This window comes from Mixta sp. BE291, assembly GCF_031457955.1.
Lineage (GTDB): Bacteria > Pseudomonadota > Gammaproteobacteria > Enterobacterales > Enterobacteriaceae > Mixta.
The window spans coordinates 451,305-477,520 of the sequence record NZ_JAVDXN010000001.1 but is presented as its reverse complement, the minus strand read 5'-3'; the positions used below and the strand labels follow the sequence as shown (position 1 = coordinate 477,520).

Annotated in this window: 26 protein-coding genes and 1 pseudogene; 6 read left to right on the top strand and 21 right to left on the bottom strand. The window is 52.4% G+C overall.

Annotated elements, in window-relative coordinates; genetic code table 11:
• Positions 1–11: 11 nt before the first annotated feature.
• The 5 genes from J2X14_RS02230 to J2X14_RS02210 form a co-directional block, all read right to left on the bottom strand.
• Entirely contained in the window at positions 12–1,985 is a 1,974-nt protein-coding gene (locus J2X14_RS02230) for a glycoside hydrolase family 3 protein (protein WP_352409579.1), read from the bottom strand.
• Between the two features lie 393 nt (positions 1,986–2,378).
• The gene (locus J2X14_RS02225) at positions 2,379–3,575 is read right to left on the bottom strand and encodes an MFS transporter (protein WP_352409578.1); all 1,197 of its coding nucleotides are present in this window, start codon (positions 3,573–3,575) and stop codon (positions 2,379–2,381) included.
• A 118-nt stretch (positions 3,576–3,693) separates the two neighbouring features.
• On the bottom strand, positions 3,694–4,656 hold the full coding sequence (locus J2X14_RS02220) for a GlxA family transcriptional regulator (protein ID WP_352409577.1): 963 nt from the start codon (positions 4,654–4,656) through the stop codon (positions 3,694–3,696).
• A gap of 137 nt (positions 4,657–4,793) precedes the next feature.
• Complete coding sequence (locus J2X14_RS02215; RefSeq protein ID WP_352409576.1) at positions 4,794–5,570, bottom strand: MBL fold metallo-hydrolase; 777 nt, start codon at positions 5,568–5,570, stop codon at positions 4,794–4,796.
• Positions 5,571–5,759: 189 nt separating this feature from the next.
• Complete coding sequence (locus J2X14_RS02210; protein WP_352409575.1) at positions 5,760–6,734, bottom strand: GlxA family transcriptional regulator; 975 nt, start codon at positions 6,732–6,734, stop codon at positions 5,760–5,762.
• A 105-nt stretch (positions 6,735–6,839) separates the two neighbouring features.
• Between J2X14_RS02210 and J2X14_RS02205 the strand changes: the two genes are divergently transcribed.
• Positions 6,840–7,388, top strand: coding sequence for a cysteine hydrolase family protein (locus tag J2X14_RS02205; protein WP_352409574.1), 549 nt, complete (start codon positions 6,840–6,842; stop codon positions 7,386–7,388).
• A gap of 74 nt (positions 7,389–7,462) precedes the next feature.
• Here the strand turns inward: J2X14_RS02205 and J2X14_RS02200 are convergent, their stop codons facing one another.
• Both J2X14_RS02200 and J2X14_RS02190 read right to left on the bottom strand, forming a co-directional pair.
• Positions 7,463–8,908: an amidase family protein gene (locus tag J2X14_RS02200; protein WP_352409573.1), complete on the bottom strand. Its 1,446-nt coding sequence runs from the start codon at positions 8,906–8,908 to the stop codon at positions 7,463–7,465.
• Between the two features lie 268 nt (positions 8,909–9,176).
• Positions 9,177–9,569, bottom strand: a pseudogene (locus J2X14_RS02190) (hydroxymethylglutaryl-CoA lyase-like TIM-barrel protein); the annotation flags it as partial.
• Positions 9,570–9,714: 145 nt separating this feature from the next.
• Between J2X14_RS02190 and J2X14_RS02185 the strand changes: the two are divergent.
• Complete coding sequence (locus J2X14_RS02185) at positions 9,715–10,923, top strand: sugar efflux transporter (protein ID WP_352409572.1); 1,209 nt, start codon at positions 9,715–9,717, stop codon at positions 10,921–10,923.
• Between the two features lie 170 nt (positions 10,924–11,093).
• Here the strand turns inward: J2X14_RS02185 and J2X14_RS02180 are convergent, their stop codons facing one another.
• A complete protein-coding gene (locus J2X14_RS02180; protein ID WP_352409571.1) occupies positions 11,094–11,576 on the bottom strand; it encodes a (R)-mandelonitrile lyase in 483 nt (160 codons plus the stop codon).
• Between the two features lie 139 nt (positions 11,577–11,715).
• Here J2X14_RS02180 and J2X14_RS02175 point away from each other — a divergent pair, with 139 nt between their 5' ends.
• On the top strand, positions 11,716–12,627 hold the full coding sequence (locus J2X14_RS02175) for a LysR family transcriptional regulator (protein ID WP_352409570.1): 912 nt from the start codon (positions 11,716–11,718) through the stop codon (positions 12,625–12,627).
• Here the strand turns inward: J2X14_RS02175 and J2X14_RS02170 are convergent.
• Positions 12,584–13,192, bottom strand: a complete 609-nt coding sequence (locus J2X14_RS02170; RefSeq protein WP_352409569.1) for a hypothetical protein — start codon at positions 13,190–13,192, stop codon at positions 12,584–12,586. The genes J2X14_RS02175 and J2X14_RS02170 overlap by 44 nt on opposite strands.
• Positions 13,193–13,480: 288 nt before the next feature.
• Here J2X14_RS02170 and umuC point away from each other — a divergent pair, with 288 nt between their 5' ends.
• The gene (gene umuC, locus J2X14_RS02165) at positions 13,481–14,743 is read left to right on the top strand and encodes a translesion error-prone DNA polymerase V subunit UmuC (RefSeq protein WP_352410122.1); all 1,263 of its coding nucleotides are present in this window, start codon (positions 13,481–13,483) and stop codon (positions 14,741–14,743) included.
• Between the two features lie 214 nt (positions 14,744–14,957).
• Here umuC and J2X14_RS02160 read toward each other — a convergent pair whose 3' ends face one another.
• The gene (locus J2X14_RS02160) at positions 14,958–15,134 is read right to left on the bottom strand and encodes a S24/S26 family peptidase (protein ID WP_352409568.1); all 177 of its coding nucleotides are present in this window, start codon (positions 15,132–15,134) and stop codon (positions 14,958–14,960) included.
• A 530-nt stretch (positions 15,135–15,664) separates the two neighbouring features.
• On the opposite strand from J2X14_RS02160, the gene J2X14_RS02155 reads away from it, so the two are divergent.
• Complete coding sequence (locus tag J2X14_RS02155; protein WP_352409567.1) at positions 15,665–16,225, top strand: serine acetyltransferase; 561 nt, start codon at positions 15,665–15,667, stop codon at positions 16,223–16,225.
• Between the two features lie 226 nt (positions 16,226–16,451).
• Here the strand turns inward: J2X14_RS02155 and J2X14_RS02150 are convergent, their stop codons facing one another.
• The 4 genes from J2X14_RS02150 to J2X14_RS02135 all read right to left on the bottom strand — a co-directional run bounded on the left by J2X14_RS02150 (position 16,452) and on the right by J2X14_RS02135 (position 18,904).
• Positions 16,452–17,102, bottom strand: a complete 651-nt coding sequence (locus J2X14_RS02150; protein ID WP_352409566.1) for a CPBP family intramembrane glutamic endopeptidase — start codon at positions 17,100–17,102, stop codon at positions 16,452–16,454.
• A gap of 397 nt (positions 17,103–17,499) precedes the next feature.
• The gene (locus tag J2X14_RS02145; protein ID WP_352409565.1) at positions 17,500–17,838 is read right to left on the bottom strand and encodes a helix-turn-helix domain-containing protein; all 339 of its coding nucleotides are present in this window, start codon (positions 17,836–17,838) and stop codon (positions 17,500–17,502) included.
• Positions 17,819–18,199 carry a type II toxin-antitoxin system RelE/ParE family toxin gene (locus J2X14_RS02140; protein WP_352409564.1) on the bottom strand — a complete coding sequence of 127 codons (381 nt, stop codon included), beginning with the start codon at positions 18,197–18,199 and terminating at the stop codon, positions 17,819–17,821. Before J2X14_RS02140 ends, J2X14_RS02145 begins: the two co-directional genes overlap by 20 nt.
• A gap of 141 nt (positions 18,200–18,340) precedes the next feature.
• The gene (locus J2X14_RS02135) at positions 18,341–18,904 is read right to left on the bottom strand and encodes a TetR/AcrR family transcriptional regulator (protein ID WP_352410121.1); all 564 of its coding nucleotides are present in this window, start codon (positions 18,902–18,904) and stop codon (positions 18,341–18,343) included.
• Positions 18,905–19,069: 165 nt separating this feature from the next.
• Here J2X14_RS02135 and J2X14_RS02130 point away from each other — a divergent pair, with 165 nt between their 5' ends.
• Positions 19,070–19,471, top strand: coding sequence for a RidA family protein (locus J2X14_RS02130; protein ID WP_352409563.1), 402 nt, complete (start codon positions 19,070–19,072; stop codon positions 19,469–19,471).
• A gap of 44 nt (positions 19,472–19,515) precedes the next feature.
• Here the strand turns inward: J2X14_RS02130 and J2X14_RS02125 are convergent, their stop codons facing one another.
• The 7 genes from J2X14_RS02125 to J2X14_RS02095 form a co-directional block, all read right to left on the bottom strand.
• Entirely contained in the window at positions 19,516–20,223 is a 708-nt protein-coding gene (locus J2X14_RS02125; protein WP_352409562.1) for a PIG-L deacetylase family protein, read from the bottom strand.
• Entirely contained in the window at positions 20,223–20,816 is a 594-nt protein-coding gene (locus J2X14_RS02120; protein WP_352409561.1) for a sugar transferase, read from the bottom strand. The genes J2X14_RS02125 and J2X14_RS02120 overlap by 1 nt, the downstream gene beginning before the upstream one ends.
• 247 nt (positions 20,817–21,063) lie before the next feature.
• Entirely contained in the window at positions 21,064–22,206 is a 1,143-nt protein-coding gene (locus tag J2X14_RS02115) for an MFS transporter (protein ID WP_352409560.1), read from the bottom strand.
• Positions 22,207–22,367: 161 nt separating this feature from the next.
• Positions 22,368–23,384 carry a substrate-binding domain-containing protein gene (locus J2X14_RS02110; protein WP_352409559.1) on the bottom strand — a complete coding sequence of 339 codons (1,017 nt, stop codon included), beginning with the start codon at positions 23,382–23,384 and terminating at the stop codon, positions 22,368–22,370.
• A gap of 88 nt (positions 23,385–23,472) precedes the next feature.
• Complete coding sequence (locus tag J2X14_RS02105) at positions 23,473–24,972, bottom strand: PTS transporter subunit EIIC (RefSeq protein WP_352409558.1); 1,500 nt, start codon at positions 24,970–24,972, stop codon at positions 23,473–23,475.
• 239 nt (positions 24,973–25,211) lie between these two features.
• On the bottom strand, positions 25,212–25,982 hold the full coding sequence (map, locus tag J2X14_RS02100) for a type I methionyl aminopeptidase (protein ID WP_352409557.1): 771 nt from the start codon (positions 25,980–25,982) through the stop codon (positions 25,212–25,214).
• Entirely contained in the window at positions 25,979–26,191 is a 213-nt protein-coding gene (locus J2X14_RS02095) for a ParD-like family protein (protein WP_352409556.1), read from the bottom strand. The genes map and J2X14_RS02095 overlap by 4 nt, the downstream gene beginning before the upstream one ends.
• Positions 26,192–26,216 lie beyond the last annotated feature (25 nt).

Genomic DNA, 26,216 nt, shown 5'->3' with positions numbered 1-26,216 from the left:
CGCTATCCGTTTTAGCGGGCCAGGCCATACCCGCGCGGGAACAGCGGCGAATCGAGATCGTCAGATTCATCAGACTTCTGCTTAAGTACCGACGCCATCGAGGCGGGCAAAGCAAAAGGCAGGCGCGCGCTATAAGGCGCATCGGAAGTGAGTCGGTTAAAAAGCACCTCATCGCTCAGGCCAAAATTAGCAATAAACGCGTGGGTTTTATCCGTGACGTTAGCTAAAACCGCAGGCCGCTCCATATACATGGTCAGAATAACCGGCACCTGCTGGCTCACTTTTTTCAGCATCTGGAAGTCTTTATTTTCAGCGTTGAATTCGAGCGATCCTTCATGATGACGGCGGCCAAAGAAGTAGTTGTAATGCGGCTGCTCGAAAGGCGCGCTGGTACGCATTAAGGCCACGTCAGCCTCTTCCGGCGTCGCAACCACGGTCAGACCCGCGCGTTCAGCTGCCGCCTTGTCAGCGCCATACAGCCAGACTTTGGTGCCGGTTTTAAGCGGAAGCACGTTTTTGTTCTGCAACAGCACAAGAGAGCGGAACTGCGCCGCATCGGCCGCTTTTTTGGTTTCCGGCGCGCCGACAATGTTGCTGGCCTGCGCGGCATCCACATAAGGCTGTTCGAACAATCCCAGTTCAAATTTTTGCTGCAGAATGCGCTTAACGGAAGCATTCAGCCGGGCCTCGGTAATCAGCCCTTTTTTCACCGCGTCAACCAATACCGCAGAGTCGGTTACGCCACCAAACTGATCGATACCGGCGTTTACCGCCTTCACAAAACGCTGCTCTTTGGTCAGCGACTCGACGCCCCACGGCATACCGCCCGCCACCGGCTTTTTACCCGGCGCGCTGCCGTTGACGCACTCATCGTCACAGTCGTTAGTAATCAGCCAGTCACTGATCACCACGCCATCAAATTTATACTGATCCCTTAACAGGTCGGTTAGCAGGTAACGATTGAAGCCCGCAGCAACCGGCTCCAGTTCTTTGCCTTGCCACTGGATGCCCTTCATCACTGAATAGGTTGGCATCACCGCCGCCGCATGCGCTTCAAACGCGCCCTGGAAAGGAATAATGTGCTTTTTCAGGCTCTCGGCCGTCAGTACGATATTTTTGCCATAAGCGTTATGACCATCCCAGCCATCCTGCGCCGCGCCATAGCCTACCCAATGTTTTACCACTGCCGCCACGCTCTGACTGTTAAGTCCGTTACCGCCCTTTTGCATGCCTGCGATGTAACCGCGCACCAGTTTTCTGGCAAGCTCGGGATCTTCGCCGAAGGTGCCGCTGATCCTTGCCCAGCGCGGCTCAGTGACGATATCCGCCTGCGGGGACAGGGCTTCGGTAATGCCAACGGCACGATATTCACGACGGATACTGTCAGCATACTCCTGCGCCAGTTTCTCGCTTCCGATGGCCCCCACGCCAATGGCTTCAGGCCACTGGGTGAATTTACCGGCAGGGTTACTGATACCTACCAGCGCCTGATAGGAATTGCGCGGGTCGGTGCTGATCGTGACCGGGATCCCCAGGCGCGTATTTTCCGCCGTCTGCTGAATGTGGTTGTTTTGCTCGGCTAACCGGGTGGGATCTTCGCCGTTAAGGCGGGTAATCAGGCTGTTAACGTCATCGTTGACCACCATTTTGCGGGTCGCGTCCATATCATAAACGCTGCCGTTGCCAAAGGTGCTGCCCTCTGCGGGCGCGGTGCCGTGCATCATCACGCCCGCTTTTTCAGCCAGGGTCATACGCTTGACGAGGTCAGCGGCCCTGACTTTTGCAGGCCGTCGCCAGTCTTCATAGGGGTTTACTTTGCCGTCACGGTTAAGATCTTTAAAGGTCAGGCCGGACAGCTTAAGAAGCGGCACCGTATGATGCCCCAGCTCCGGCTGCGCTGCGCTTTGCGCCCCCACAGAGAGTGACAGCGGTAAACATAACAATACGGCCAGATTTATCTTACTGCGCTTAACATTTTTCAGCATAATTTTCTCTTAAAGTCCGCGGTCAGTCGCCAGGCTGACTAAACGTTTTTATTACAGGTCCCAGACAACCATTTTTTATTTATTTCACAGCCTGAAACAAATGCCGTTTTAATAAAGTGTGATCTTATTCTCACTTCCGCGTTTCACACAAAAATATTGACCTGAATTCATCCGTATCTGGCCTGATACCATCGCTAACAATATCAACCGTGGATTAAAAAACGCGATATATCACCCGTAAAAGGTTACCGAAAAACAATAAATCTGTTTCGCGGCGCGAAGGGTTTGCCGCTTTATTACGCTGTATAAAAAAAACGGATCGCCCCCTTTGACGCGATCCGTTTCTTTTTACCTGACGGCATTTACCCGTGCGAAAATTATTATGACGGCAAGTCAGTTATTTTCCGGCTGTAATTTCCGTGCGCGCCGGGTATGAAAAGCCAGACCGGCAAGCGGCACGGTTAAAAATAATACCCACGGCAACAGTAACAGGTTCATTTTTTCCCAACCGAACGTATGCAGCAATGTTCCGGCAGCCAGCGAACAGATCAGCGTAAAGACAAAGACACTCATATCATTAATTGCCTGGGCAAAGCTCTTTTCGGCCGGCGTAAAAGAGCTGGCAAGCAGGCTGGTTCCGCCGATGTAGAGAAAATTCCATCCTACCCCGACCAGAAACAGCGCGCCCGCAAATTGGCTAAACTGCGTACCCGATAACGCCAGCAAAATATACAACAGCAGCGAGCCTGCACCGGCCAACATAATTTTAATTACCCCAAAACGCTCAATCAGCCGTCCGGTAAAAAAAGAGGGCAGAAACATGCCCAGCACATGTATCTGAATAACCGTCGCGCTTTCCGTTAGTGAATAGGCATGATGCTTCATGGCCAGCGGCGTCGCTGTCATCGCCAGCACCATAATACCGAACGCGGAGGCAGCGGAAAAAAGCGCCACATAATAGGCTGGCTGAGAAACCACCTGTAGCCAGTGACGCGCCACCGCCACCGCATCGCCGGTGGTTTCCGGCTCAGGCATTTGTAAGCGGCTCAGCAGCCCTAATCCCAACAGCGCCATCACACCCAGCAGCAGAAACGATCCCAGATAGGGCACCGCAAAGAGGTGACTTCCTGCGTTAGCCAACAGCGGGCCAAGCAGAGCCGCCACGATCCCACCAGCCATTACCAGGGAAATCGCACGCGTACGGTACGATTTTTTCGCCGCCTCACCCGCAGCAAAGCGGTAAAACTGCGCAAAGGCCTGATAAACGCCAATCAGAAAAGTCGCCACGCAAAGCAGAGCAAATGAATGGATGGTGAGAGCAATCACCGCCAGAACGCTGGCGACCACACCGGCGGCCGCGCCGCTACAGAATCCTGTTTTACGGCCGACCCGGCTCATCCAGATCGAGGCGGGAAACGTCGCCAGCACCGTTCCCAGACTGATGGTGGCAATCGGTAGCGTAACCAGCGCGGCAGAGGGCGCCAGTATTTCACCTGCGAGCCCGCCGATGGTCATGACCAGGATCGATACGGTCTGAAAAATTGCCTGTGAACCCGCCAGGATCCAGACCTGACGAAACATCTGCTTCATAATTCGATTCCGTTTAAACGTGCCTGTTGATGTTGACAGGCAGGATAGATAACCAGGCTCAGCGGAGGCTGAACAATATCAGGCGACAAAGCCGGTAAAACCGCGCGGCAATCGCGGCCTACAGCTGTGAATCAGGCCCACGGAAGGCGCGACGCCACTCGCTGGGGCTGACGCCAAAACGGTTTTTAAAACTTTGCCGGTAAGAAATGGGCGACTGAAACCCGGACATCGATGAGATGACTTCAATGCTGTGATCGGTAGATTCCAGTAACTCCTGGCTGCGCTGAAGACGTTCAATACTCAGCCAGTCGCCTACGCTCAGGCCGGTTGCGGCAAAGAAGTGACGGGTAAGCGTACGGCGGCTCATGTTGCAAAATGTCGCCAGCGCATCGAGATTATGCGGCCTTTTAAGGTTGCGGCGCAGATAGGTAATCAGTTCATTAACCGTGTTATCACGGGTGGTTTCCGGTACCGGGCGTTCAATGTACTGCGCCTGCCCGCCTTCCCGGTAAGGCGGCATCACCATACGTCTGGCGACCCGATTAGCAAACGCGCTGCCATAGTGCTCCCGAACAATATTCAGACAGCAATCGATTCCGGCTGCGGTTCCGGCTGAGGTGATAAGCCGTTCATCGTTGATATAAAGCGCATTGGTATCAAGCAGCACGTCGGGAAAACGCTCGGTGAAATCGCGTTCATATTCCCAGTGCGTGGCGGCGCGCCGTTTACTCAACATCCCGGCGTAAGCCAGCACGTACGTTCCCAGACACAATCCCACCACCTCCGCGCCGCGCGCCCATGCCGCTTTCAACGCGGTCAACAACGCGGCGGAAGGCCTCTCTTCCGGATGGCTCCAGAAAGGCACAATAATGATATCGGCGCTTTCCAGCAGCTCCAGCCCATGCTCAATATTAATCAGCAGGCCAATATCAGACTGAACGGCGCCGGGTGCTTCAGCGCAAATTTGCAAACGGAAGCGATCGGGTTCAGGTAATGCATGACCAAAAACAATACAGGGCACGGAAAAGTGAAATGAACTGACTCCGGCGGTAGCAATGACGGCAACGACAGGAACGGTCAAGGTATATCTCCAGTTAGGTCAGGGACAGCACTATTCAGTGGCAGCCAGGATACAAAAAACATCTGTGCCGCAGGCGAGCCAGCACAGATGCCTCTTTTTCAGCGCGCTACGTCAGATGCGCCTTAATCCGTGATGGCCTAAAAGGCCAGCGTTTCGCCATCTTCAGGAACGCGTACGCTCTGCTGAATAGCTTTCTGGCGCACAAACGCGCGGATCTCTTCACGCGTAAGGATGCAGTGGTTAATCGCTTCCAGATGTGATGCCACCACGATCGCCTCCGGCAGCACCTGATGGGTACGCAAAATATCTTCCGTGCCCATAATAATGGCTCCGTAGCCGTCAACCTGAGCGAAGCCAGCATTCACAACCACCACATCCGGTTTATGGGTTTGCAGGCTCTCCAGATAAGGTTTTACCCAGATAGTATCGCCCGCGATATAGAGCGTTTTCTCATCAACGTGACGGAACACCAGCCCGCAGGCATCTCCCAGGAAAGCGGCCATTTCAGGGTTAGCGTAGGCTTCATCGCTGCCGTGCTGACCATCCGTTTTAATGATGGTGATCCCCTGGTAGCTGTTTTCCGTGCCCATAACATGCACGTTGGTGAAGCCCTGCGCACGGATCAGCTCGGCATCCGCTTCGTGCTGAGAAAAAATGCGCTTATCTTTGGGGATCAGCTGCTGCGCCGCTTCATCCCAGTGATCAAGATGGGTATGCGTTACGATCACCGCATCGACATCCAGCAGCTCGGCAACGGAAACCGGCAGCGCGACCCGCGGGTTACGCAGATGTGAACGTGCCGTGCCGGGAAAGCCCGGCCAGGCTTCTTTATCCGCCATAATCGGGTCGATAAGAAAGCGGGTTCCGGCATATTCCAGGATCAGCGTGGCGTTACGAATTTGCGTTAGTTTCATGAGTCATTCCAGTTGTATTGAATTTGCAGCGGGCCGACGTGCCCTGCCCTAATCAGCTAAAACAGCGCCTCAAAGGTTGTTACAGGCAAGTATAGGGAGGGTGAACAGGAAGACGTGAGTAGGCAGGCGGTCAATTAACAATGGAATCGGGCCAATAAAAGCGCGTCGCTTCCGACGCGCCAGCCGCCATTAGTCTGGATGGAAGCGTCGGCGGTATTCGCCCGGCGTCAGGCCAACAATGCGCGTAAAGACTTTCCTGAATGCGCTGGTATCGCTGTAGCCGACATCCCAGGCGATGCGATCCAGCGGCACGCGCGAGGTTTGCAGCATTTCGCGCGCGCGTCCGACCCGCAGACGCTGGCAATATTCCGTGGTGGTCATACCGGTGGCTTTTTGAAAGCGGCGCAGAAAGGTTCGCTCTTCCATGCCCGCCTGCTTTGCCAGTATCGCGAGTGAGATCTCTTTCGCACCGGTTTCCTGTAGCCAGTGCTGCACGTTCAGCACGGCGGCATCGCCGTGCGCCAGACGCGGAGAAAACGCGCTGTAAAAGCGTTGCTGGCGGCCTGGCGGATCGACCAGTAGCATCTGAGCGGTTTCAATCATTACCGCCGCGCCGTAATAGCGATCCACCAGCCTTAACCCCAAATCAACCCAGGCCATCGCGCCACCGGCCGTCAGGATATCGTCATCATCAATAATTAACTGATCCACATCCAGCCTGACGCCCGTGAAGCGACGGTTGAAAGCTTCAGCATACTGCCAGTGCGTGGTGATGGTGCGCCCGGCCAGCAGGCCGGTTTCACCCAGTAAAAAAGCGCCAGCGCAAACCGATGCCAGCGTGACTTTCCGCTGATGCTGCGCGCACAGCCACGGCACATAAGGCTGCGCATGCTGAGAGGATATCGGCTCCTCAAGGCTGGGCGGCAGCACAATAACGTCCGGCGTCGAGGCTGGCGGCAACGCATCATCATCCAACCTTACGGGCGTCCCGGCATCATCAAGCAGCTGCCAACGGGTAACGCTGACCGGGCGCTCGGTAGGCTTGGCATGACGCTGCCTGACCTTTTCCGCAAACGCAAAAAGGTCGATAAAGCCTAACACCGCAGCCTGTTGCGCATGGGGATAGAGCAGAATGGCGATTTCAGTACGGCCTGCGTTTTCCATGTGTCGTTATTGCCCTTTAAAATGTCGTTTTTGCCACTTCGCACTCTATCCTGTTTATTACAAACTGTCTGCTCTGTAATGTTAATCCACCAACAGGTAACTAATATGACCCGTAAAGCCATTATCGTAATCGACCTGCAAAATGAATATCTTCCTACTGGTAAACTGCCGCTGACGGGCATCGAAGCAGCCGCAGCCAACGCGGTTAAAGTGATTGCCAATGCGCGCGCCAATGGCGTGCCGGTTTTCCATATTCAGCACATTTTTGCCAACAACGAAATGCCGGTTTTTGTTCCGGATTCCGACGGCATCAAAATCCAGTCGACGGTTTTACCGGCTGGCAATGAACCGGTTATCGTAAAAAACTATGTGAATTCATTCCTGAAAACTAACCTGCGACAGCTGCTTGAAGAACAGGGAATTGAGGATTTAGTGGTGGTTGGCGCGATGAGCCATATGTGCGTTGACGCCGCCGTACGCGCAGCGTCAGATTTCGGTTACGGTGTAACGGTGCTGCATGATGCCTGCGCCACGCTTGATCTGGAATTTAACGGCGTTAAGGTACCGGCTGAGCAGGTGCACGCCACCATGATGGCCGCGCTGGCGTTTGCCTACGCGAAGGTGCAGTCCACCAGCGACTATCTGGCCGCTTAACGCCCGGCACCGCTTGCGTTGTTTGCCGGTCAGCGAACGGAACTGACCGGCTGGCATAGATATGTGCGTCCTGCTTAATGCTCAGTAAATACAGGCAGTACACGTTTTCCTACCGCTTTTTCAATCGCCTTTGCCGCCAGCAAAACGCTCCGATCATGGCCGGGCGCGGAGTAAAGCGTGATGCCGAAAGGTAAACCATCAGCATCCTCGCCAGCGGGTATCGCAGCAACAGGAGCCCCCGCCTTACCAGTACATTTCGCGGCAGCAGCCATAGGCGACAGAAGAATATCGACACCACCAATCCGCAGCGCGGACAAGATCCCCGAATCAAGGCTAAGAACACTATCCCGCCGACGATCGCTGAGGTAGTGAGGTGAAAAGAGATCTGGCGAGGCATCCGCCGCCTCAAGAAGAGACTGCCCATAGGGGATCGCCTCCGGATGCGCTTTATTCCACGCAATAATATCACCCATCGACTTCATGCCGCACGGCTCCAGGGTTTCCAGTAGATTGTTCAGGCTTTTCCTGAATTCAGAGCGGAACACACACGAACGCACCTCACTGAGCTGTTCCGCAGCTGGCAGATCACAGGGATCAACAATAACGGCACCGGCCTGAGTCAGCGATGCCACCAGGTCGTTAAACACTTTTTTGCGACTATCGGTCAGGACACTGTCAGCAATATGACGACGAGGAATGCCGATCCGCAGCCCCTGCAACGTGCAAGCGCTGAAATTTTCCGCCGGGAGAACAGCAAGCGTTGCCGTGTCTTTCATATCTGGTCCCGCAATTGCCTCATAGACCAGCTGTGCATCATCAACGGTGCGGGTCAGTGGACCCGGTGAATCCTGGCTTGGAACAAGTGGTATCAGGCCGTGGCGGCTGACCCGGCCTACACTTGGCTTAAAACCGGTAACAGAACTGTGAACGGCCGGTGACTGAAGAGAATTTTGCGTTTCAGACCCTATCGCAAAGGCACAAAATCCTGCAGCCACCGCCGCAGCGGAGCCTACACTTGAACCCTGCCCGCGGCCATACTGCAAACCCAGCGGATGGCGCACAACGCCGCCGGCCCCGCTAAATTCAGACGGCATCGTATCCGCCACAAAGTCGGCAAATTCAGTAAGATTGGTTTTACCCAGTAGTACTGCGCCGGCATCACGCAAACGCGTCACTAATGTTGCCTCATACGGAGGAAGAAATTCCGCCAGCGCGCGGGATCCTGCGGAGGCGAAGCTGCCATCGACAGTAAAAACATTATCTTTTACCAGATAAGGAACGCCATGTAGCGGCCCTCTTGAGCGACCCGCGGCAAGTTCGGCATCTGCGCGTTTTGCTTCTTCACGCGCGAGACGCGAAACGCTTCTGACGCAATTGAGGCCCGTGTCGCCTGCATTAAATTGTGCAATGCGGTTCAGATACCATTCTGTCGCTTCAAGGGCCGTTAATTCGCCGGCCGCAATAGCCGCGCCGATCGCTCGCGCAGAGCCTGAGGTAAGGAGAGGTAAGAGATCTTTCATTGAATGCGTTCCAGAGTTGGGAAGCAGAAATGTTTAACATACAGAAAGCCCACTGCCCAGCTTAGACAGTAACGGCTGGGCGTGGGCTCGCCAGGAATAACGCTTTGGCTGTTGGGAAGCCGCTTATCAAACGCCCATGCAGGTCAGTCATTCCGTATGCACATGACTACCAACATGGCGATTATGAAAACTGGCATACGCACAGCTGCGCTCAGCTTATTCATACGTTGAGCGGCGTTATTCGCATTGAAACCAGAGATGGATTGTGGATACAGCCTTCAACACGTTCAGCACCAGCCAGTAGCGCAAGCTCAGCGCACGCAATACCTATTCCCCGATCGTTATGCGGGTGAACACTGATGCAAACCTGCTGACGGCGTGAAAAATGACGGCAAAAGTGCTCTATCTGATCGGCGTAAACATTCGGCATGCTGACCTCAACCGTTGCTGGAAGGTTGATAATCATGGGACGAGACTTGGTCGGATCCCAGCATTTCATTTTTCGGGCGCTGTCCATAGGTTCAGCGAGAGCCTGATTACCGTCACGTAAATCGGTGGAAAGCCAGCGCGGGTGCCGGGTCAATACATTATCCGGCCATTGTCTGTCCGTAAGGCTGACGGAGGGATGGACTTTATACTTCATTGAAGGGTTATTTAGCATACCGGACTCCTCTTTAACAAGGAGGCCTCAGTGTCATACTAAATGGGCCGGAACTCTGCCAGCCAAAAAACCAGCACAGCTCATGTGAAGTAAAATATTGCACTGCATTGAGAAGTTTCCGTGTTAAAACAGAGAATTAAATTACATGGAGAAGTGGTTGTTTATGGTTTTTTTTTCCGGGATTACCGGGCGGCTGTTCCTGATAAACGTAATGACCGCCATTTCATATGCCTTCATTTTGCCTGTAATGAGCCTGTTTTTGATCAACGGTTTACATGCAAGCCCGATTTTTATCACTTTTTACAGCCTGGGATTTGCCCTGTCGGGATTATTTTTTAGCCAGCTGATGGGGGCGCTTGCAGATAAGGGCTATCCGATCAGGCAACTTTTTATGATTTCTGTTATGGCGCTTTTTCTGGCGGGTTTGGCCTTCAGTTTCTGCCAACACCCCATTGAGGCTCTGCTCACTGGCATGTTCCTGATGGGGCCAGGCAATGCGACTATCCCGCTACTCCTTTCGATGATCCGCAAGCATTCACTGACGGCAGGGCTTAACGCTACGCGGCTCAATACGCAAATGCGTTCGGGCGTGTCAATCGTATGGATTGCCGGACCTGCTCTGGCATTTGTCTTTGCCGACAGATTTGGATTCACCTTTAATTTCCTGGCCTCAGCGCTGCTTTCAGCCCTGACCTTACTTGCCAGCCAGTTGCTGCTGCCAAAGGATAAAAAAACCGTCGATGCAGGAAAAACAAAAGTGATTCAAGCCGGTAAAGTCCCTGTCACGGGTATGATTTGGGCATTGGGCGCAGTAATGATGCTGGCAAATTTATCAAATAATATCTACCTGACCATTATGCCGCTGTACCTGGTACAGGAGCTTAAGTTACCTGCCTCGTTTCCGGGCTTCCTGCTGGGCGCAACCGCGATAATGGAAATTCCCGTTATGCTTGTCGCTGCACACCTGGCAGAAAAAACAGGGAAAGAACGGCTAATTATGATCGGATTTTGCTTTGCTGCCGTCTATTACTGCCTGCTTCAATTGGCCACTAACATGACCGAACTGGTTGTGTTGCAACTTTTTAACGGATTATTTTTTGGTATTTTTGTCGGTCTGGGTATCTCTGTTATTCAGGACGCGTTGCCAGAACGCAGCGGTTTTGCATCAGCATTTCACTCCAATGCCATGCGCACAGGCATGATGGCGGGTAACGGGATGGCTGGTCTGCTGGCGCAACTGGCCGGCTTTAAAATCACACTGTTTGTTCCATTGTTATCAGTGTGTTGTGCTGCTTTACTGATGCTTTGCATAAACAGAAAGCACGCTATAAAAAAGCGTTCAGTAACGGGCTGACTAAACGCATAAATCTGTGATTACATCATGATGAATCGGTTATCGTAAAAATAACGTGAACGCATTCCTGAAAATCAACCTGACACCGCTGTCTGAAGAACAGCGATTATACGTTCAGCACCGCCTGCGTTGTTTGCCGGTCAGCGAACGGACCTGACCGGCAAGGCTGATTATTTTTCCTCAGGCGCATATTGCTCGTCGCTGACCTTTTCCAGCCAGTCAACCACCTTGCCCTCCTGCGCCTCGGCAATCGCGATATGCGACATGCTGTTTTTCGGCGTTGCGCCGTGCCAGTGCTTAACGCCAGCCGGTATCCAGACAATATCTCCGGGTCGGATTTCACGCGCGGGCCCGCCCCACTCCTGCACCAGTCCCAGGCCTGCGGTGACAATCAATGTCTGACCAAGCGGATGCGTATGCCAGGCGGTTCGGGCTGCGGGCTCAAATGTCACGGTAGCGCCGCCCACGCGTGCAGGTTCACTTCCCTGAAACGGGGAATCAATACGCACCGTGCCGGTAAAATAGTCTGATGAGCCGGTGACGGACGGTTTTGCACCACTTTGCATTACGGTAATCATGGAATCGTTCTCCTTTGCGTTAACAACTGATACGGCAAGCGTCAGGGACAGAGCAGCAACGGTCATTGTCTTCATACAGGCTCCGTTTATCAGAGTAAGAAAATGCCCCCAGGTCAACAGCCCCTGGAAAATTGATAGCGGGTTTAGTTTAAGCGCCAGCAGATTAGTTGATAAGATAGACAAATCAGAATGGGTATGTGCAACAGGTGCAACAATGACGCATGAAAATTTGAATGACCTACGCGCTTTTCAGCTTGTGGCGCAGGAGAAAAATTTTACCCGCGCGGCTGCTCAGCTCGGCATGTCCCGTTCAGGATTGAGCCACGCTATCACCGCACTGGAAGCCCGGCTTGGCGTCAGGTTGTTGACGCGCACAACGCGTAGCGTTTCTCTTACAGAGGCGGGCAGGCGTCTGTATCACACCCTACAGCCGATGTTAAATGAACTGGACAGTGAACTGGCCTCCCTGCGCGCGCTGAGCGATAAACCCGCAGGCACCGTGCGTATTACCGCACACGATCATGCCATCGTCTCTGTGCTCTGGCCGCGGCTACAGGCGCTGCTAAAACAGTACCCGGAAATCCAGATCGAGCTGAGCGTTGACTATGGGCTGACAGACATCGTGGCGCAGCAGTTTGATGCCGGTGTGCGCACAGGAAATATTGTTGATAAAGACATGATTGCCGTCAGGATCGGCCCTGACTTTCACATGGCCGTGGTCGGCTCGCCGGACTATCTGCGTGAAAAAGCGCTGCCCGAAATACCTGGCGATTTAACGACGCACCAATGCATCAATCTGCGGCTGCCGACGCACGGCGGGCTTTACGCCTGGGAGTTTGAGAAAGCCGGGAAAACCTTGTCGGTACGCGTGCAGGGGCAGACCATTCTCAATAATACTTATCTGATGCTGCAGGCGGCGCTGGATGGTTTGGGGTTCGCCTATATTCCGCTCGAGCTGGCGCGCGACCACCTGGCATCGGGAGCGCTGATCCCGGTTCTGGAAGAGTGGTGGCCGCGTTTCCCGGGCTATCACCTTTACTACGCCAGCCGCCGCCAGATGGCTCCGGCTCTGGCTGAGGTTATCAATGCGCTGCGGTTTCGTGAGGATCTGCATTCTCAAGCTTAAGTTTGACTGTTTGCAATGTCCTCTTCCTAATCCAGCCACTGCCCACTCTGATCGCCAGCCAGTAGGCAGCCATCTTTATTTCTGTTGCTCTGTCAGAGCAACATATGAAGGTTTCTGTACAGAGCAGATGTTTATCAGGCGCGAGAGGCTGTACCTGATAGCGCAACAACAGCTTCGCTCTACCCGGCAGGAGCGCTGCACAGTATGAATCGAGATCCGGCACCGCCTCAAGGCCAAAGTCAGCACGCCAGAATGCGCCTCTTAGGCCGTAACAAAGTTCAGTGGCTGATTTTTTCAATAAGGTAAAACTGTGCAACCCAAACGTATTAATAATGCTTTTCGATCCAGCACGACCTAATTTTTGCGGCAGTTGCCGCACTGCCATCAGCGTTTTAATAACGCTATCCTGTTGGATATCATAATCCGCTATTATCGGTAATATTTTTTCAGGAGAAGTCGTTTTTATAACAGCGCTATGTCGCTCATAGAACTGGAAATTTTGCAGGTAACAAGGCCTGTTTTCCCAGCGAATAAGGGCTTTCTTTGTCACAAATCCAAACACCATTATGTTAATTCCCTTAAGACCGACCATTCTGCGTTACAGGCCTTAACCTATTAACAGGGCGCTGGCTGATAGCAATAGTGAAGCACGAATAAAGCTTTACCACCTTTTCCGCTCAAGCGCCAAAGGTTTATAACCATTGCCAGCCCCTTCTTTGAAGGGAGATTATTGCTCTTTGACTAACAATAACGCACAAGAAACTTGCTTTGCCCCGCCCCACAGCAAATACTGTATATAAAAACAGGCAAAAGGGACTGCTATCATGTTTCCAGGCAAGCCACATCAATGACCATGTTTGCTTTGGCTGACGTCAACAGCTTCTATACATCGTGCGAAACGGTTTTCCGGCCAGATCTACAGGGTAAAGCCGTAGTGGTGGTTTCTAACAATGACGGCTGTGTGATTTCCCGATCCGCAGAGGCCAGGGCGCTCGGCATTGCCATGGGGGAGCCGTTCTTTAAATTAAACCAGAGGACTTTCCCCGCTGAGTTACATGTATTCAGCTCGAACTATCCCCTTTATGCGGATATGAGCGCCCGCGTCATGCAAACGCTGACGGATATGGCCCCTGCCATTGAGATTTACTCAATTGATGAAGCCTTTATCGATCTGTCCGGCATCGGTCGCAGCATCTCGCTGGCTGCGTTTGGCCATGAGATGCGCAATCAGGTATGGAAAAATACCAGGCTCACCATTGGCATTGGCATTGCGCCAACCAAAACGTTAGCTAAATTAGCCAACTACGCGGCTAAAAGATGGCCGGCAACCGGCGGCGTGGTGGATTTATCTGACGTTGTTCGTCAGCGAAAACTGTTAGCGCTGGTTCCCGTAAGCGAAGTCTGGGGCATCGGCAAACGCATCAGCAAAAAGCTGAACGCAATGGGCATTAACAGCGCGCTGGAGCTGGCTGATAGCGCACCGTGGGTAATTAAAAAACATTTCAGCGTAGTCATGGAAAGGACGCTGCGCGAACTGCGCGGCGAGTCATGCCTGGGTTTTGAAGAATTTGCTCCGGTGAAACAGCAGATCGTGTGCAGCCGTTCGTTTGGACATCGTATTACCGACTATGCCGATATGCATGAAGCCGTTTGCGCTTACGCTGAGCGCGCGGCGGAAAAGCTGCGTAGTGAGCGCCAGTTTTGCGCTTTTGTCAGCGTCTTTGTGCGTACCACCCCTTATGCGAACAATGCCGTGTATTACGCCAACCAGGCCTCGATGAAACTGATGATCCCTTCCTGCGACACGCGTGACATTATTCGTGCAGCCACCGAATTACTGGATCGCATCTGGGTACCCGGCCACCGCTACATTAAAGCCGGTGTGATGCTGGCTGATTTCTTCAGCAGCAGCACAGCGCAGCTGAACCTGTTTGGTGATAATGCGCCACAGGCCAACAGCGCTGCGCTGATGGCGGCGATCGATGGCATCAACGCATCCGGGAAAGGAAAAATCTGGTTTGCCGGTCAGGGGATTCAGAAAACCTGGGCGATGAAGCGTGAAATGCTGTCACCGGCCTACACCACGCGCTACGCGGATCTGCCCGTGGTTAAATAAGTACCCGTTCACCTGCGGTAAAGATTACTGGAAAGCAAAACCTCTATCAGGCAGGTACCGCTTACGCCTGATGAGATGAGAAAGCCGTTTTAGAACAGAATGCGAAAAAAAGTTGAACAGGTGCTGAAAAAGCTGAGCATAAAGCCTGAGGAGTGATTCAAGCTGCATTGAGCCATGACCACTCATTAGAGTTTGCCAACCAATGGGGAGCAGGTCAATGCCTTGGTATAAGGCTGCGATCGATGGTCAGAATTGAATCTTTGAGGAGACCAATGTCAAGATAATCGCTGGCGATGCGTAGTAGATAGGTAGAATGAGATGAAAGGTTAACAAGTTCGCCAAAGCTCAGACGCTGCTCTGTGTAGCCTGCTGCCGGGAATTGAAATACCATGATTTATATCCTGATATGTAAGTTGCTGAGCATAAATATTTTGGCACAACTGTTTGATTTTATGTAATTCAAAATCCATTAGCAGCTATGTTCGGGATGTATTTCTCTGCATTGCCCTAGAGAATTCTGCGCGACTGACGAGCAATACGCGGCTAGTCATTTGTATGCAGCTTGCAACGTGAGGCTCCCACGGTTGTTAGATAATATTTTTCACTAATTGCATCTCTGGCACCGCCGAATTAGCTAAGCCAACCTGAATATGAGAGAATACATGGGTTTTTATTTACTGCCCTTTAGTTAATCGTCAAAGCAGAATACATGGAGCCACACAAGATATTTAATTAACTAATGATAGCTCCGCAAGTTATGAAATAGCCTGATTGAATAAGCAAAAACGCCTCTTGCAATAAAGATTGAAACTTTAGCGTTCTCATAAAAATAATTTAATATCAATAAATAAAGGTAGATAAAAAAGAACAATTAATATATCATCATAACATGAAAGGGTTTTAAAAACTTAAAGGTTAAAAGTGAACTACGAACTTTCCCGTGAAAATAATTATGAATTCTTTAAAAGCTGTGTTCACGAAGAACTGATTGGGTTGCATACAACCTTCTCCTGGAATCGTGTAATCCGTCGGCTAATTACCGTTCCGCGAAAACGCTATTTGTTTGGATGGAGATTGGCGTCATATTTTTTTACTTCCGGAGGGAAAAGGGAAATAAAATTTGCACATTGGTATAACCGCCGCATTTCAAGAAAATATAACGTTGAAATACAGTTAGGCGCAATAATCGGACCCGGAATGAAAATTTCACATCAAAATGGGATTGTAATCAGTCGCTTGTGTCGGATTGGTCGAAATTTTCACATCCATCAAAATACTACAATAGGAGCTAAAATTGATAAAACTGGCTTCATTGATATTGGTGATAACGTAACTATTGGTGCCCATTGTTGCCTGATAGGATTAAACATGACAATAGGTAATAACGTTACTATTGGCGCTGGAACCTTTTTAAATAAAGATCTTCCAGATAATAGCACATGTTACATACGTCGTGAGTATATAATAATAACTGAGCAATAATAAATGCTGTTAATTAAACTGCTTACTAGTATTAAAATATAAGGGAGCGTGCTATTGCAGTTCATTAAGCCGCTTATAGACATAACTCTGTATCGATGCGCTGCATATCTCCCAAGTTTAGCTGTTTCTCCTCATACTTCTGCGCCGGACTCTGAAATGCCATTTTTTTCCTTGTATCAGCTTATTGTTTTCAATTCTAGCCTTCCATGGCTTATGCCGCCTGCTCTTATCCCAGAATTACCGCGATTACTGCGGCCTGAATATGCAGCAGGATCGGCAGTAGCAGACCGCCACTGTACCAACGTGCGCTGCAAAAGATCATACCGACAATAAACATCTCAACCAGCGTACTAATCTGCTGGTACTGACTGTGCATCAGCATAAACAGGGTTGAAGATACAAGCGCACCCATCCAGAAAACCCTGCGACCTCTCTGCGTAAAAACGTTCAGGATCAGGCCGCGAAACATGATTTCTTCATTGATCGGCGCAATCAGAAAGATAATCAGACAGGTTGAGAAAATCCCCAGGGCCGGCTTAGCAAAAATCGTTATCATGAACGTTTCCTGTGGGACATTAGTTACTTTCTCAAATAACCATTCTGCTATGTACAAAGCCGCAATAGCCAGGGCGTGCCAGCGTGCGCCACACTGTTTAATCTTGCCCAGCGGCAATGGTCCCACAAATCGCAGATAAACAGGCATGACGATCGCCAGCAGAAACAAAATCGCACTATGTTGCAAAAACAGGCTGTGATTCCAGTATCCATTCGATATTACAAAAGATGCCATATAATGCAGCAGGTTATACGCTCCAGCTGCAATCACAATCGCTGCGACCAGCTGCTTTATCAGCGGTGGTGTTACAGGTTCGTTCACGTCCTTCTCCTTCAGAGATCATTTCGATGCAGAATGCAGAACAGCTTTAAAACTGCCTGTTTATTTAATCATTTTTCCTTTAAAGCAATGGATCCCGCGCCGGTTGACGGTTGCTCCAGCCTCGTCCGCTATGCATCTTATTGGGTTCTGGTCTGTTAGCAAAAAACCGTAACCGAATATCCAGCGCGTGTTGCCGGACGTCATAATGGATATTGCTTTTGCCACGTGCACCGCAGTGGCGAATGAGATGAACGAGCCGGGGGAGAAAGCCGTGCGGATGTGCGCACGGTATTTATTTGAATTTATGACGGCGGTTCGTGATGCCAGCGTAGTGATTTACTTTCATGCCCGTGTCTATGAACGTCCCCAGGGCGATATTCGGCGTATCCACGTAATATCAACTGCTTTGTGCAAGCTTCAGGTGTCCGGTATGCGATGCAGAGGGTTTAATTACAATCTCAATATCGCACCCTAAACGATTCAGGCATTCCATCAGCTTACGCTCAGATAAGTTCGTAAAATCCCCACGAAACAAGTTAGAAACTTTCGCCTGGCTGATACCCATGCGTTCCCCTGCAGCGGTCTGAGACAGCTCCAGCCGACGAATATTTTTGATAATCTCAATTGCCAGGCCTGATTTTACTTTTTGCTTTTCAGCGTCATGAAAGCCAAGATCTGTGTAAACGTTGCCAGATCCCATTTCGACAGTGACGCCATCAAGGATTTTGTTTACCATTCTTTATCTCCTGGGCTACAACCGCAGCCACTTTAAGCCGGTTTCTGATGATTTCCATGTCTTCTTTTGGCGTAGCAATTCCCTGCTTACTTTTTTTCTGGAAGGCATGAAGCACAAACACAGCCTCTTCAAACTTAACGGTATATACAGCACGATAGGTTCCGCCAATATCGTTCTCTACGACTTCCAGAACGCCAGCACCGCCAAAGCCTTTCAGAGCCTTAACATCGTCATGCTTTTCACCGCGCTGGGCAAAGTCCAGCGCAAAACCAAAGAAACGCTGCACTTCTTTGGGTAAAGCCGATAAATCTTTCTTACTGCTGCCAAGCCAGATTAGTGGCTTCTCACCCTGCGCGCTCATTGCTTATACCTTTTCTGGTATGGGTGCAATAACTATACTTGAAAAGGTATAAAATGCACTTCCCTGGCGTGTAAATCTAAAATCCAGCACAGCTTTTTTTAAAGAGATCGCATTTAGGTACCCGGACACCTGCGGTAAAGGTTACAGGCGCAGCCCTTGTGCCATCAGAACAAACACCTCGATCGCTTTTGGCAGCTGTTGCTCCGGCTGCTGCGCGGCGGCAACCCACAACGCAGCATTCAGCGCCGCGCCGTTAAGCAGCCGGGCCGCCGCATCGACATCAACCGGCTTTAACACGCCATGTTCAATCAGCTCCGCCACCGCGCTGCGGGTCGCCTCAAAGCAAGCATTCTGACTCGGCCAGCCTGAGGGCTCACCGAGAAAAGCGGGGCCATCCAGCAGTACGATACGCTGCACCTCAGCATCAAGCGCCATCTTGATATAGGCTACGCCCTCGGCCAGCAAACGATCCCAGCCCGCTTCGACATTGCTGGCGATCGCTTTTGCCCGCAGCGCCATGTCACTGTCCAGCTGCGCCACTACCGCCGCCAGCAGCCCGCGCTTGTCGCCGAAATTATGATACAGCGCGCCACGGGTCAGCCCCACGCTTGCCGTCAGCTCATCCATTGATGCGGCGGCAAACCCCTTCTCCGCAAACGCTTTGCGCGCTGCGGCAATAAGCTTATTTCTGTTCTCTTCCATCATTGCAGCACGACGTCCCACAGTCACTCTCTATCCCCTTTCACATACGCCGCGTATTTTATTTTGACATACGAGGTGTATATGTGATTTATTCAACATACGCCTTGTATATTAAATCAATTGCGTCTCGCACGCATCCAGCCTGCAATAGCCAAAAAGAGGTCGCTTATGACGGAACGTGAAACAATATTTCCTGCCAGTCGCCATGCCTTGTATGAACAGCACGGCTATTCCGCTGCTATTCGATCGGGTGATTTGCTGTTTGTCTCCGGGCAGGTTGGTAGCCGGGAAGATGGCTCGCCGGAGCCCGATTTTTCCGCCCAGGTCAGGCTGGCGTTTGATAATCTGCGCGCAACGCTTGATGCCGCAGGCTGCGGGTTTGACGATCTGATTGATGTCACGACGTTTCATACCGATCCAGAAAACCAGTTTGCCACCATCATGGCCGTTAAACAGGCAATCTTTCCCCAGCCGCCCTATCCCAACTGGACGGCGGTGGGGGTGAACTGGCTTGCCGGGTTCGATTTTGAAATAAAAGTCATTGCCCGGATACCGCAACAGCCGCGTTAAGGGTTTCCTTTGCCTGGCGCGCGGAAGGCGGCCAGGCAACGTGTTTAATCGACCCAGCCGCGCATAACGTAAAACATCTCGGCGTGGTCGTAACCCGCCTCAACGCCACGGTATGAGGCCAGGCGTTTTACGCCATCAAGTGAGATTAACGCGTTACGGGTAGCGGACATCTGTGACTGATGGGCGGTCAGCATCGCCAGTTTCGCCGGTAAATAATCGCTGATATTGATATATACCGCGCCGCGCGAGCTATCCCAGGAGGAAGAGTTTCCCCAGCCCGCAGCCGGATATTCATACGCAGCGATAAGGCGCAGGGAGCGCTGATTTTTAGTAGGACGCGTGGCGGCGACACAGCAGTGATAAACCCACTGATGCTCCTGATGAAACGAGGGAACCGGCATCAGCATCAGTTCGGGCTGGAGCGTTTCCAGCAGTTGATCCAGCTGCTGCACGCATACCGACTGGCTTGAAGAGGCCATATCAAAGCTTTCCCCTTCATTAACAAAGTTCAGCACTGAGTAGTGCGCGCCTGCGCTGTTCATCGCGGCGGCCAGTTCCTGATGGCGCTGCGTGGCGGAAACATAGCGCTGTTCACGCAGATGGGTTTCCCCTTTTAGCACCACCACGGCGATATGCACTTCAATACCGGCTTCGATAGCGCGGGCGATACTGCCGCCGCAGCCCAGCTCGGCATCATCCGCGTGTGGGCTGATAATCAGCCAGCGCCGGTAAGAAAAAATCTGCTCCATCATCAGTTTACTCCCTTCATACCGGCCACAACGCCGAACGTTTTCAGGAAAATATAGATATCCATGCGGCCATGGCGACAGCGGCTGTAATAACGGTCAATCGCCACTCGCCGGTGATAAGGCAGATCGTCTCGTCCCGAGACCTGCCACAGGCCGGTAATCCCGGGTTTGACCGAGCAGTAATAGCGATAGCTGCGGCCATATTTATCTTTTTCATACGCGGCAATCGGACGCGGCCCGATGATCGACATATCCCCCATCAGCACGTTAATAAACTGCGGCAGCTCATCGATGCTGGTTTTACGAATAAACGCGCCGAAGCGGGTTACGCGCGGATCGTTTTTTACCACGCTATAAAGCTGAAGCTCATGATGAATGCGCGCCTGTTCGGCCGCAGGAATTTTCTCCATTGGCAGCATGGAGGTGAATTTTATACAGTAAAACGTTTTGCCTCCCTGCCCCATTCTGGGATGACGGAACAGAGGTTTCATGCCCGTCGACCACAAAATAAGCGCCGTGATTAACATCATCGGCATCACAAGAAGCAAACAGAATGAGGCAACAAGGATATCAAACAGCCGTTTTTTTCCTGTCATAGCAACTCCAAAGAGCAGCAACGCAGCCGTAACATTAGAAAAATAAAGCAATCTAAAGATACAGATTGAAATATAAGCAAACCCAGGTAAAGGCGCTTATTTCTCTGCTGGAGCGGGCGGCCTGTTATTATTTTTTAAATTAACGGCTTATCTGATTACGCACAGAAAAAATTAAGAGTTTCCTTATTATTCTTCCATGCAAAAACATATGATTCACCTTAATGTGAACCCATTAATTAACCAGGATTTATTGCGTTTTATGTGCTCTTGTTGCTGGCCAAATGATCATCGCCAGGCCAGCTGTTGCGGCAAAGAGCGCGAGCGCACTGACCGCGCCCATCCACGCCAGCGAGGCGCTAAACAGCGGTGTTCCCACGCTCTGGCCAATCGCCAGCATCAGGAAAGGAATGCCAAGCCCCAAATCGGGCCGGTCCGGGAGAAGGTTGATGCCTTGTATCAGATACACGCCGGAAGAGACAATATAAGCGGCACCGAACAAGCCCATGGCAACGAAGCCACTGGCGGGAAAAACAGAGGCGGCGGAGAGTCCGATAATGGCAACGGCCATCGCCAGCAGCGCAAAAACATGTATGCGCCCTGCGCCGAACCGGTTAGTCAATACGCCGGTGAAGGAACCGCAAATCCCGGCCGCGCCAAGCACAATCCAGCCCCAACCGATATAAGTATCAGACAAGCCAAACTGGCTACGTAAAATATCTGCTCCGAATGTCCAAATCGCCGTGCTGGCAAGGCCCATAAGAAATGCGCTGATGCAAAGCGTTGAGACGCCAGGCCGCTTAAGCATGCTCAGGCGAAACCCTTGCGTAGCGTCACCCTTCGCATGCGGCGGGATGGCAAACCAGAGCCAGACTGTCACAGCGCTACCGATCGCCGTAAACAGCGCATAAAGCTCGCGCCACGCTCCGGCAGCCACCAGCGCCGCCGCACCGGAAAACATAATCCCCGCTGCGGTTCCGGCATTGATCGCTGCGTTCGCTTTTGGACGATCGTTACCCGTGAACTGCCGCGTAACCGCAACAGCAAGCGGAGGAGATGTCAGGCCGGTACTTAACCCCGCGAGCGCGATACCTGCGCCCAACGCCAGGCCTGAAGCAGCCATAAAGACCAGCCCCATTCCTGCCGTTGCGGCGAGACCTGCCGCCAGCGCAATCACGCGAGAACTGAGTTTACCGCTGTAATAAAAGGTGAAAATAATGCCCGCACAGTAGGCGATAAAGGTACCGCTGCCAATCCACCCGGCGACGGTAACATCAAGCGACAGCGCGGCACGCATCTGCGGTAAAAGTAACCCATAAGCAAAACGCGCCAGGCCATAAGAAAGCGCCGTCAGGGTGAAAGCGGCGGCGACAAGATTGATGCCCTGTTTCATATGCGGCCTGCCCGGGCGAGTTTAAGCAGCGGCAGCGCGGCATCACGGGCGTCGTCAGTAACCGCGCCCGCAATAATTTCCAATAATTTCATTAGGTTTATTCATATGCTAAGCGTAAAACGATCGCTTTACCCGTCAAGTTTATTTTGTGTACAGCCAATTCAGGCCGATTCACGTATCACCAACTGTCCGGAGAGAATAATGCGCTGTGGCGGCAGCGCGGGTTCACTCAGCTTGCGCAGTATTAAACCCGCCGCCTGACGGCCCGTTTCTTCACTGGCGGACGACACATAGGTAAAGGAGGGAGACGTGAGATTAACGTGCAGCATATCTTCGAAGCCGAGCAGCGCGACCTGCTGCGTCAGAAACAGATCCTTGCCCGGCGTGCGGCCCACCTGATAAATACCGGTAATGCCGCCGATCACCGCATTGGACGAATGGCAGAGCAGCGCGGTAATGGTGTTGTTGCTCTCCAGCAGCTGACGCGTGATTTGGCTGGCTGCCTGGGTGCTTTCAGCGCAGGCGGGCATCAGCGCCTCACGCAGAACCATGCCATATTGCGCCAGCGCGCTGCCAACCCCTTGCAGACGCTGCCAGCGAACGCGATCGTTCTCTGCGCCGCCGATATAGGCGATATGGCGATGCCCGCGCTCAAGCAGATAGCGGGTCGCGAGGTTAGCAGCCTGGCGATTATCACGCAGCACCACATCGCAGGCATCCTCCTGCAGCGACTGCGACACCACCACCAGCGGCAATGGGCAACGGCGGATCTTTTCCGGTAGCGAAGAGGCGGTAACGTCCGATGCCAGATAAATCACCCCCGCGACGCCCTGCTGTTTAAAAGAGAGCAGACAGCGCTCAAGCGCGTCGTCTTCATCCTGCGGCTGGCCTAAAAACACCATATATTGCTGGCGCTCCAGCTCCTGCACGATACTTGCCATCACCTTAATGGCAAAGCTGTCGCTGAAATCACGCACGATCAGGCCAATCAGATTAGAAGTGTTGGCGCGCAAATTCGCGGCGGCCACATTGTGTACATAGCCCAGCGCATTCATTGCCTCATGCACGCGGGCGATGGTGGCGGCGGAAATTTTTCCTTTCTGACGCAACACCAGCGACACGGTGGAAACCGATACGCCAGCCTCTCTGGCGACATCAACAATGCTGACCCTTTTCACATCTTCTCCCTGAACCTGCTGGCGTTTAGGCGCCAGAGTAAAGCCTCCTGCAACAACAGAGGAGGCTTATTTCACTACCGCTCCCGTTTTATTTGCCCAGCATGGCGGACATTTTCTGGGCAATAAACTGCGCCCGGGCGCCAAAAATAACCTGAATGCCCCGCTCGCCGACGAACACGACGCCACGCGCGCCTAACCCATTCAGCCCATCTTTATCCACCTGTCCGCCCTGCGCCACTTCCAGACGCAGACGCGTGATACAGGCGCCGACCGAATCAATATTACGCGCGCCGCCCAGCAGGCCGATGATTTCCGTTGCCAGCTCGTCGTCGGTTTTATCACCGGCATCGGCAGTGACATCGGCGCGCCCCGGCGTTTTGATATCAAAACGGCGAATCACAAAGCGGAACGTTACGTAGTAGATCAGCCCCATCGGCACGCCGATGATAATCGCATTAAGGAAGTTGGTCTGATAACCGTTAAACGACGGCAGAATACCGAACGAAATATAGTCAATAAGCCCGGCGGAGAAAGATTTAGCAATATGCGCATGCAACAGATACATACACATATAGGAGAGTCCCGCCATCACCGCGTTAAACACATACAGGATCGGCGCGACAAAAATAAAGGTAAATTCAACCGGTTCGGTGATGCCGGTCAGGAAACAGGTCAGCGCGGCGGAAAACAGAATCCCGGCAGCGATTTTTTTGTTTTTGCTCTGCGCTTCATGGTACATCGCCAGACAGGCGGCTGGCAGCGCAAACAGCATCAACGGGAACTCGCCCTGCATAAATTTACCGGCGTTCTGGTAGGTGTCACTGCTGAACGATTTCACCCCCTCCTCTAGCATTTTGAACCAGATGGTCTGGTCGCCGTGAATCACCTGCCCGGCATGGGTGGTGTAATCGCCAAACGAGTACCAGAAAGAGGGATACCAGATATGGTGCAGGCCAAGCGGGATCAGCGCGCGCTCCACCAGCCCGAAAATAAAGGTCGAGGCCGCCTGGTTATCACCGTTAACCACCACCGAGAGCGCATCAATCCCGGATTGAATATATTGCCAGATATAGGGCAGCAGCAGGCCCAACAGGAACGAAAGAAACGCCGTGGCAATAGCGACAAAGCGTTTACCGGAGAAGAAGCCGAGAAATTCCGGCAGCTGAATGGTGTGAAAGCGGTTATAACACCAGGCGGCAAGAATGCCGCACAGCAAGCCGCCGAACACGCCCATTTGCAGCGTAGGGATCCCCACCACCATGGCATACTTCCCGCCCTGCGCGGCCATTTCCGGGGTAATCCTCAGCACGGTGCCGATGGTCATGTTAGTGATAAACACCGATACGGCAGCGGAGAGCGCGGCAATGCCCGATTCTGAAGCCAGCCCCACGGCAGAACCAATGGCAAACAGTAGCGGCAGGTTATCAAATATCACCCCGCCCGCATTCATCATTAACGGCAGGTGAAACTTGTCCCCAAACGCCAGTAACAGCCCGGCGGCGGGCAGCAGCGAGATAGGCAGCATCAACGCGCGGCCAATCATAGAAAGCCTGGAAAGCGATTTAACAAACCCTGACAGTACACGCATTTTTCATCCCCGGGTTACGGCCATTATCTGCGCCAGAGCGGCGCTGTTATTGTAGGTAGAACGTTTTATTAGAACGTTCTACCATCGTGAAATAAGTGATAACGACGCGCAACAAAAAAAGCACATTGCGTCATAGGGAATTGTGATTGTTTGAAGTCCATCAAAGATTGCGTGGCCGATCGCCCTGTATGCAGGGCGTCGCATTGCAGGAGGCCAGCAGCGTGGTCGGGGCGAGATCGCTAACGTAGCATTCCCTGTTCATCGGGACGCAAGGTTAACACCGAGACGCCGTTGGCCGTGACGGCCACGGTATGTTCAAACTGTGCGGAAAGCGAGCCGTCTCTGGTCATCACCGCCCACCCGTCAGCCTCGGTTTTAATGCTGCGTCCGCCCTGATTGATCATTGGCTCGATGGTAAACACCATACCTTCACGCAAAATCAGGCCGGTTCCTCGCTTGCCATAGTGCAGAATTTGCGGATCTTCATGCATTTCGCGGCCAATACCGTGACCACAATATTCACGCACCACAGAATAGCCGCTGCGTTTTGCATGGCGTTCAATCGCCCAGCCAATATCGCCTAAACGCGCGCCCGGACGAACCGTTTCGATGCCTTTCCACATCGCTTCATATGTCGTCCGCACCAGCCTGCTGGCATCCAGGCTGACCTCACCAATCAGGTACGTTTTACTGGCGTCGGCGATATAACCGTTCTTCTCCAGCGTAATATCAAAATTAACGATATCGCCCGCCCGCAGTTGGTCGGATGCAGAGGGAACGCCATGGCAAATAACCTCATTTATTGAGGCGTTTAATACAAATTCGTAGCCGTACTGCCCTTTACTGGCGGGCCTTGCCTGCAGATCCTGGGTGATAAACTGTTCGACGAGGCCATCGACATCCAGCGTCGACATCCCACAGAGCGGTAGCCGATCCAGCATAGTGAATACGCTGGCCAGCAAGCGCCCCGACTCCGCCAGCAAAGCGATCTCCTGCGGTTGTTTGATCATGCGCCGCTTACCAGCAAAGGTTCAGCGGTGACGCCCGCCGCGTCCAGCTCACGCCGCATAATTTCGTTGAAACTGAGTTCAGGGTTGGTTTCGCACAGCATGCCTATTTTGATCCAGTAAGCGGCCTGCGCATTTATGGATCGCAACGATGCTTTCGTCGCCTTACGCACCTGATCGTGCAGATGATCATCAATGTTAACAATGCCCACGTCTCTCTCCTTATATGTTTCATAT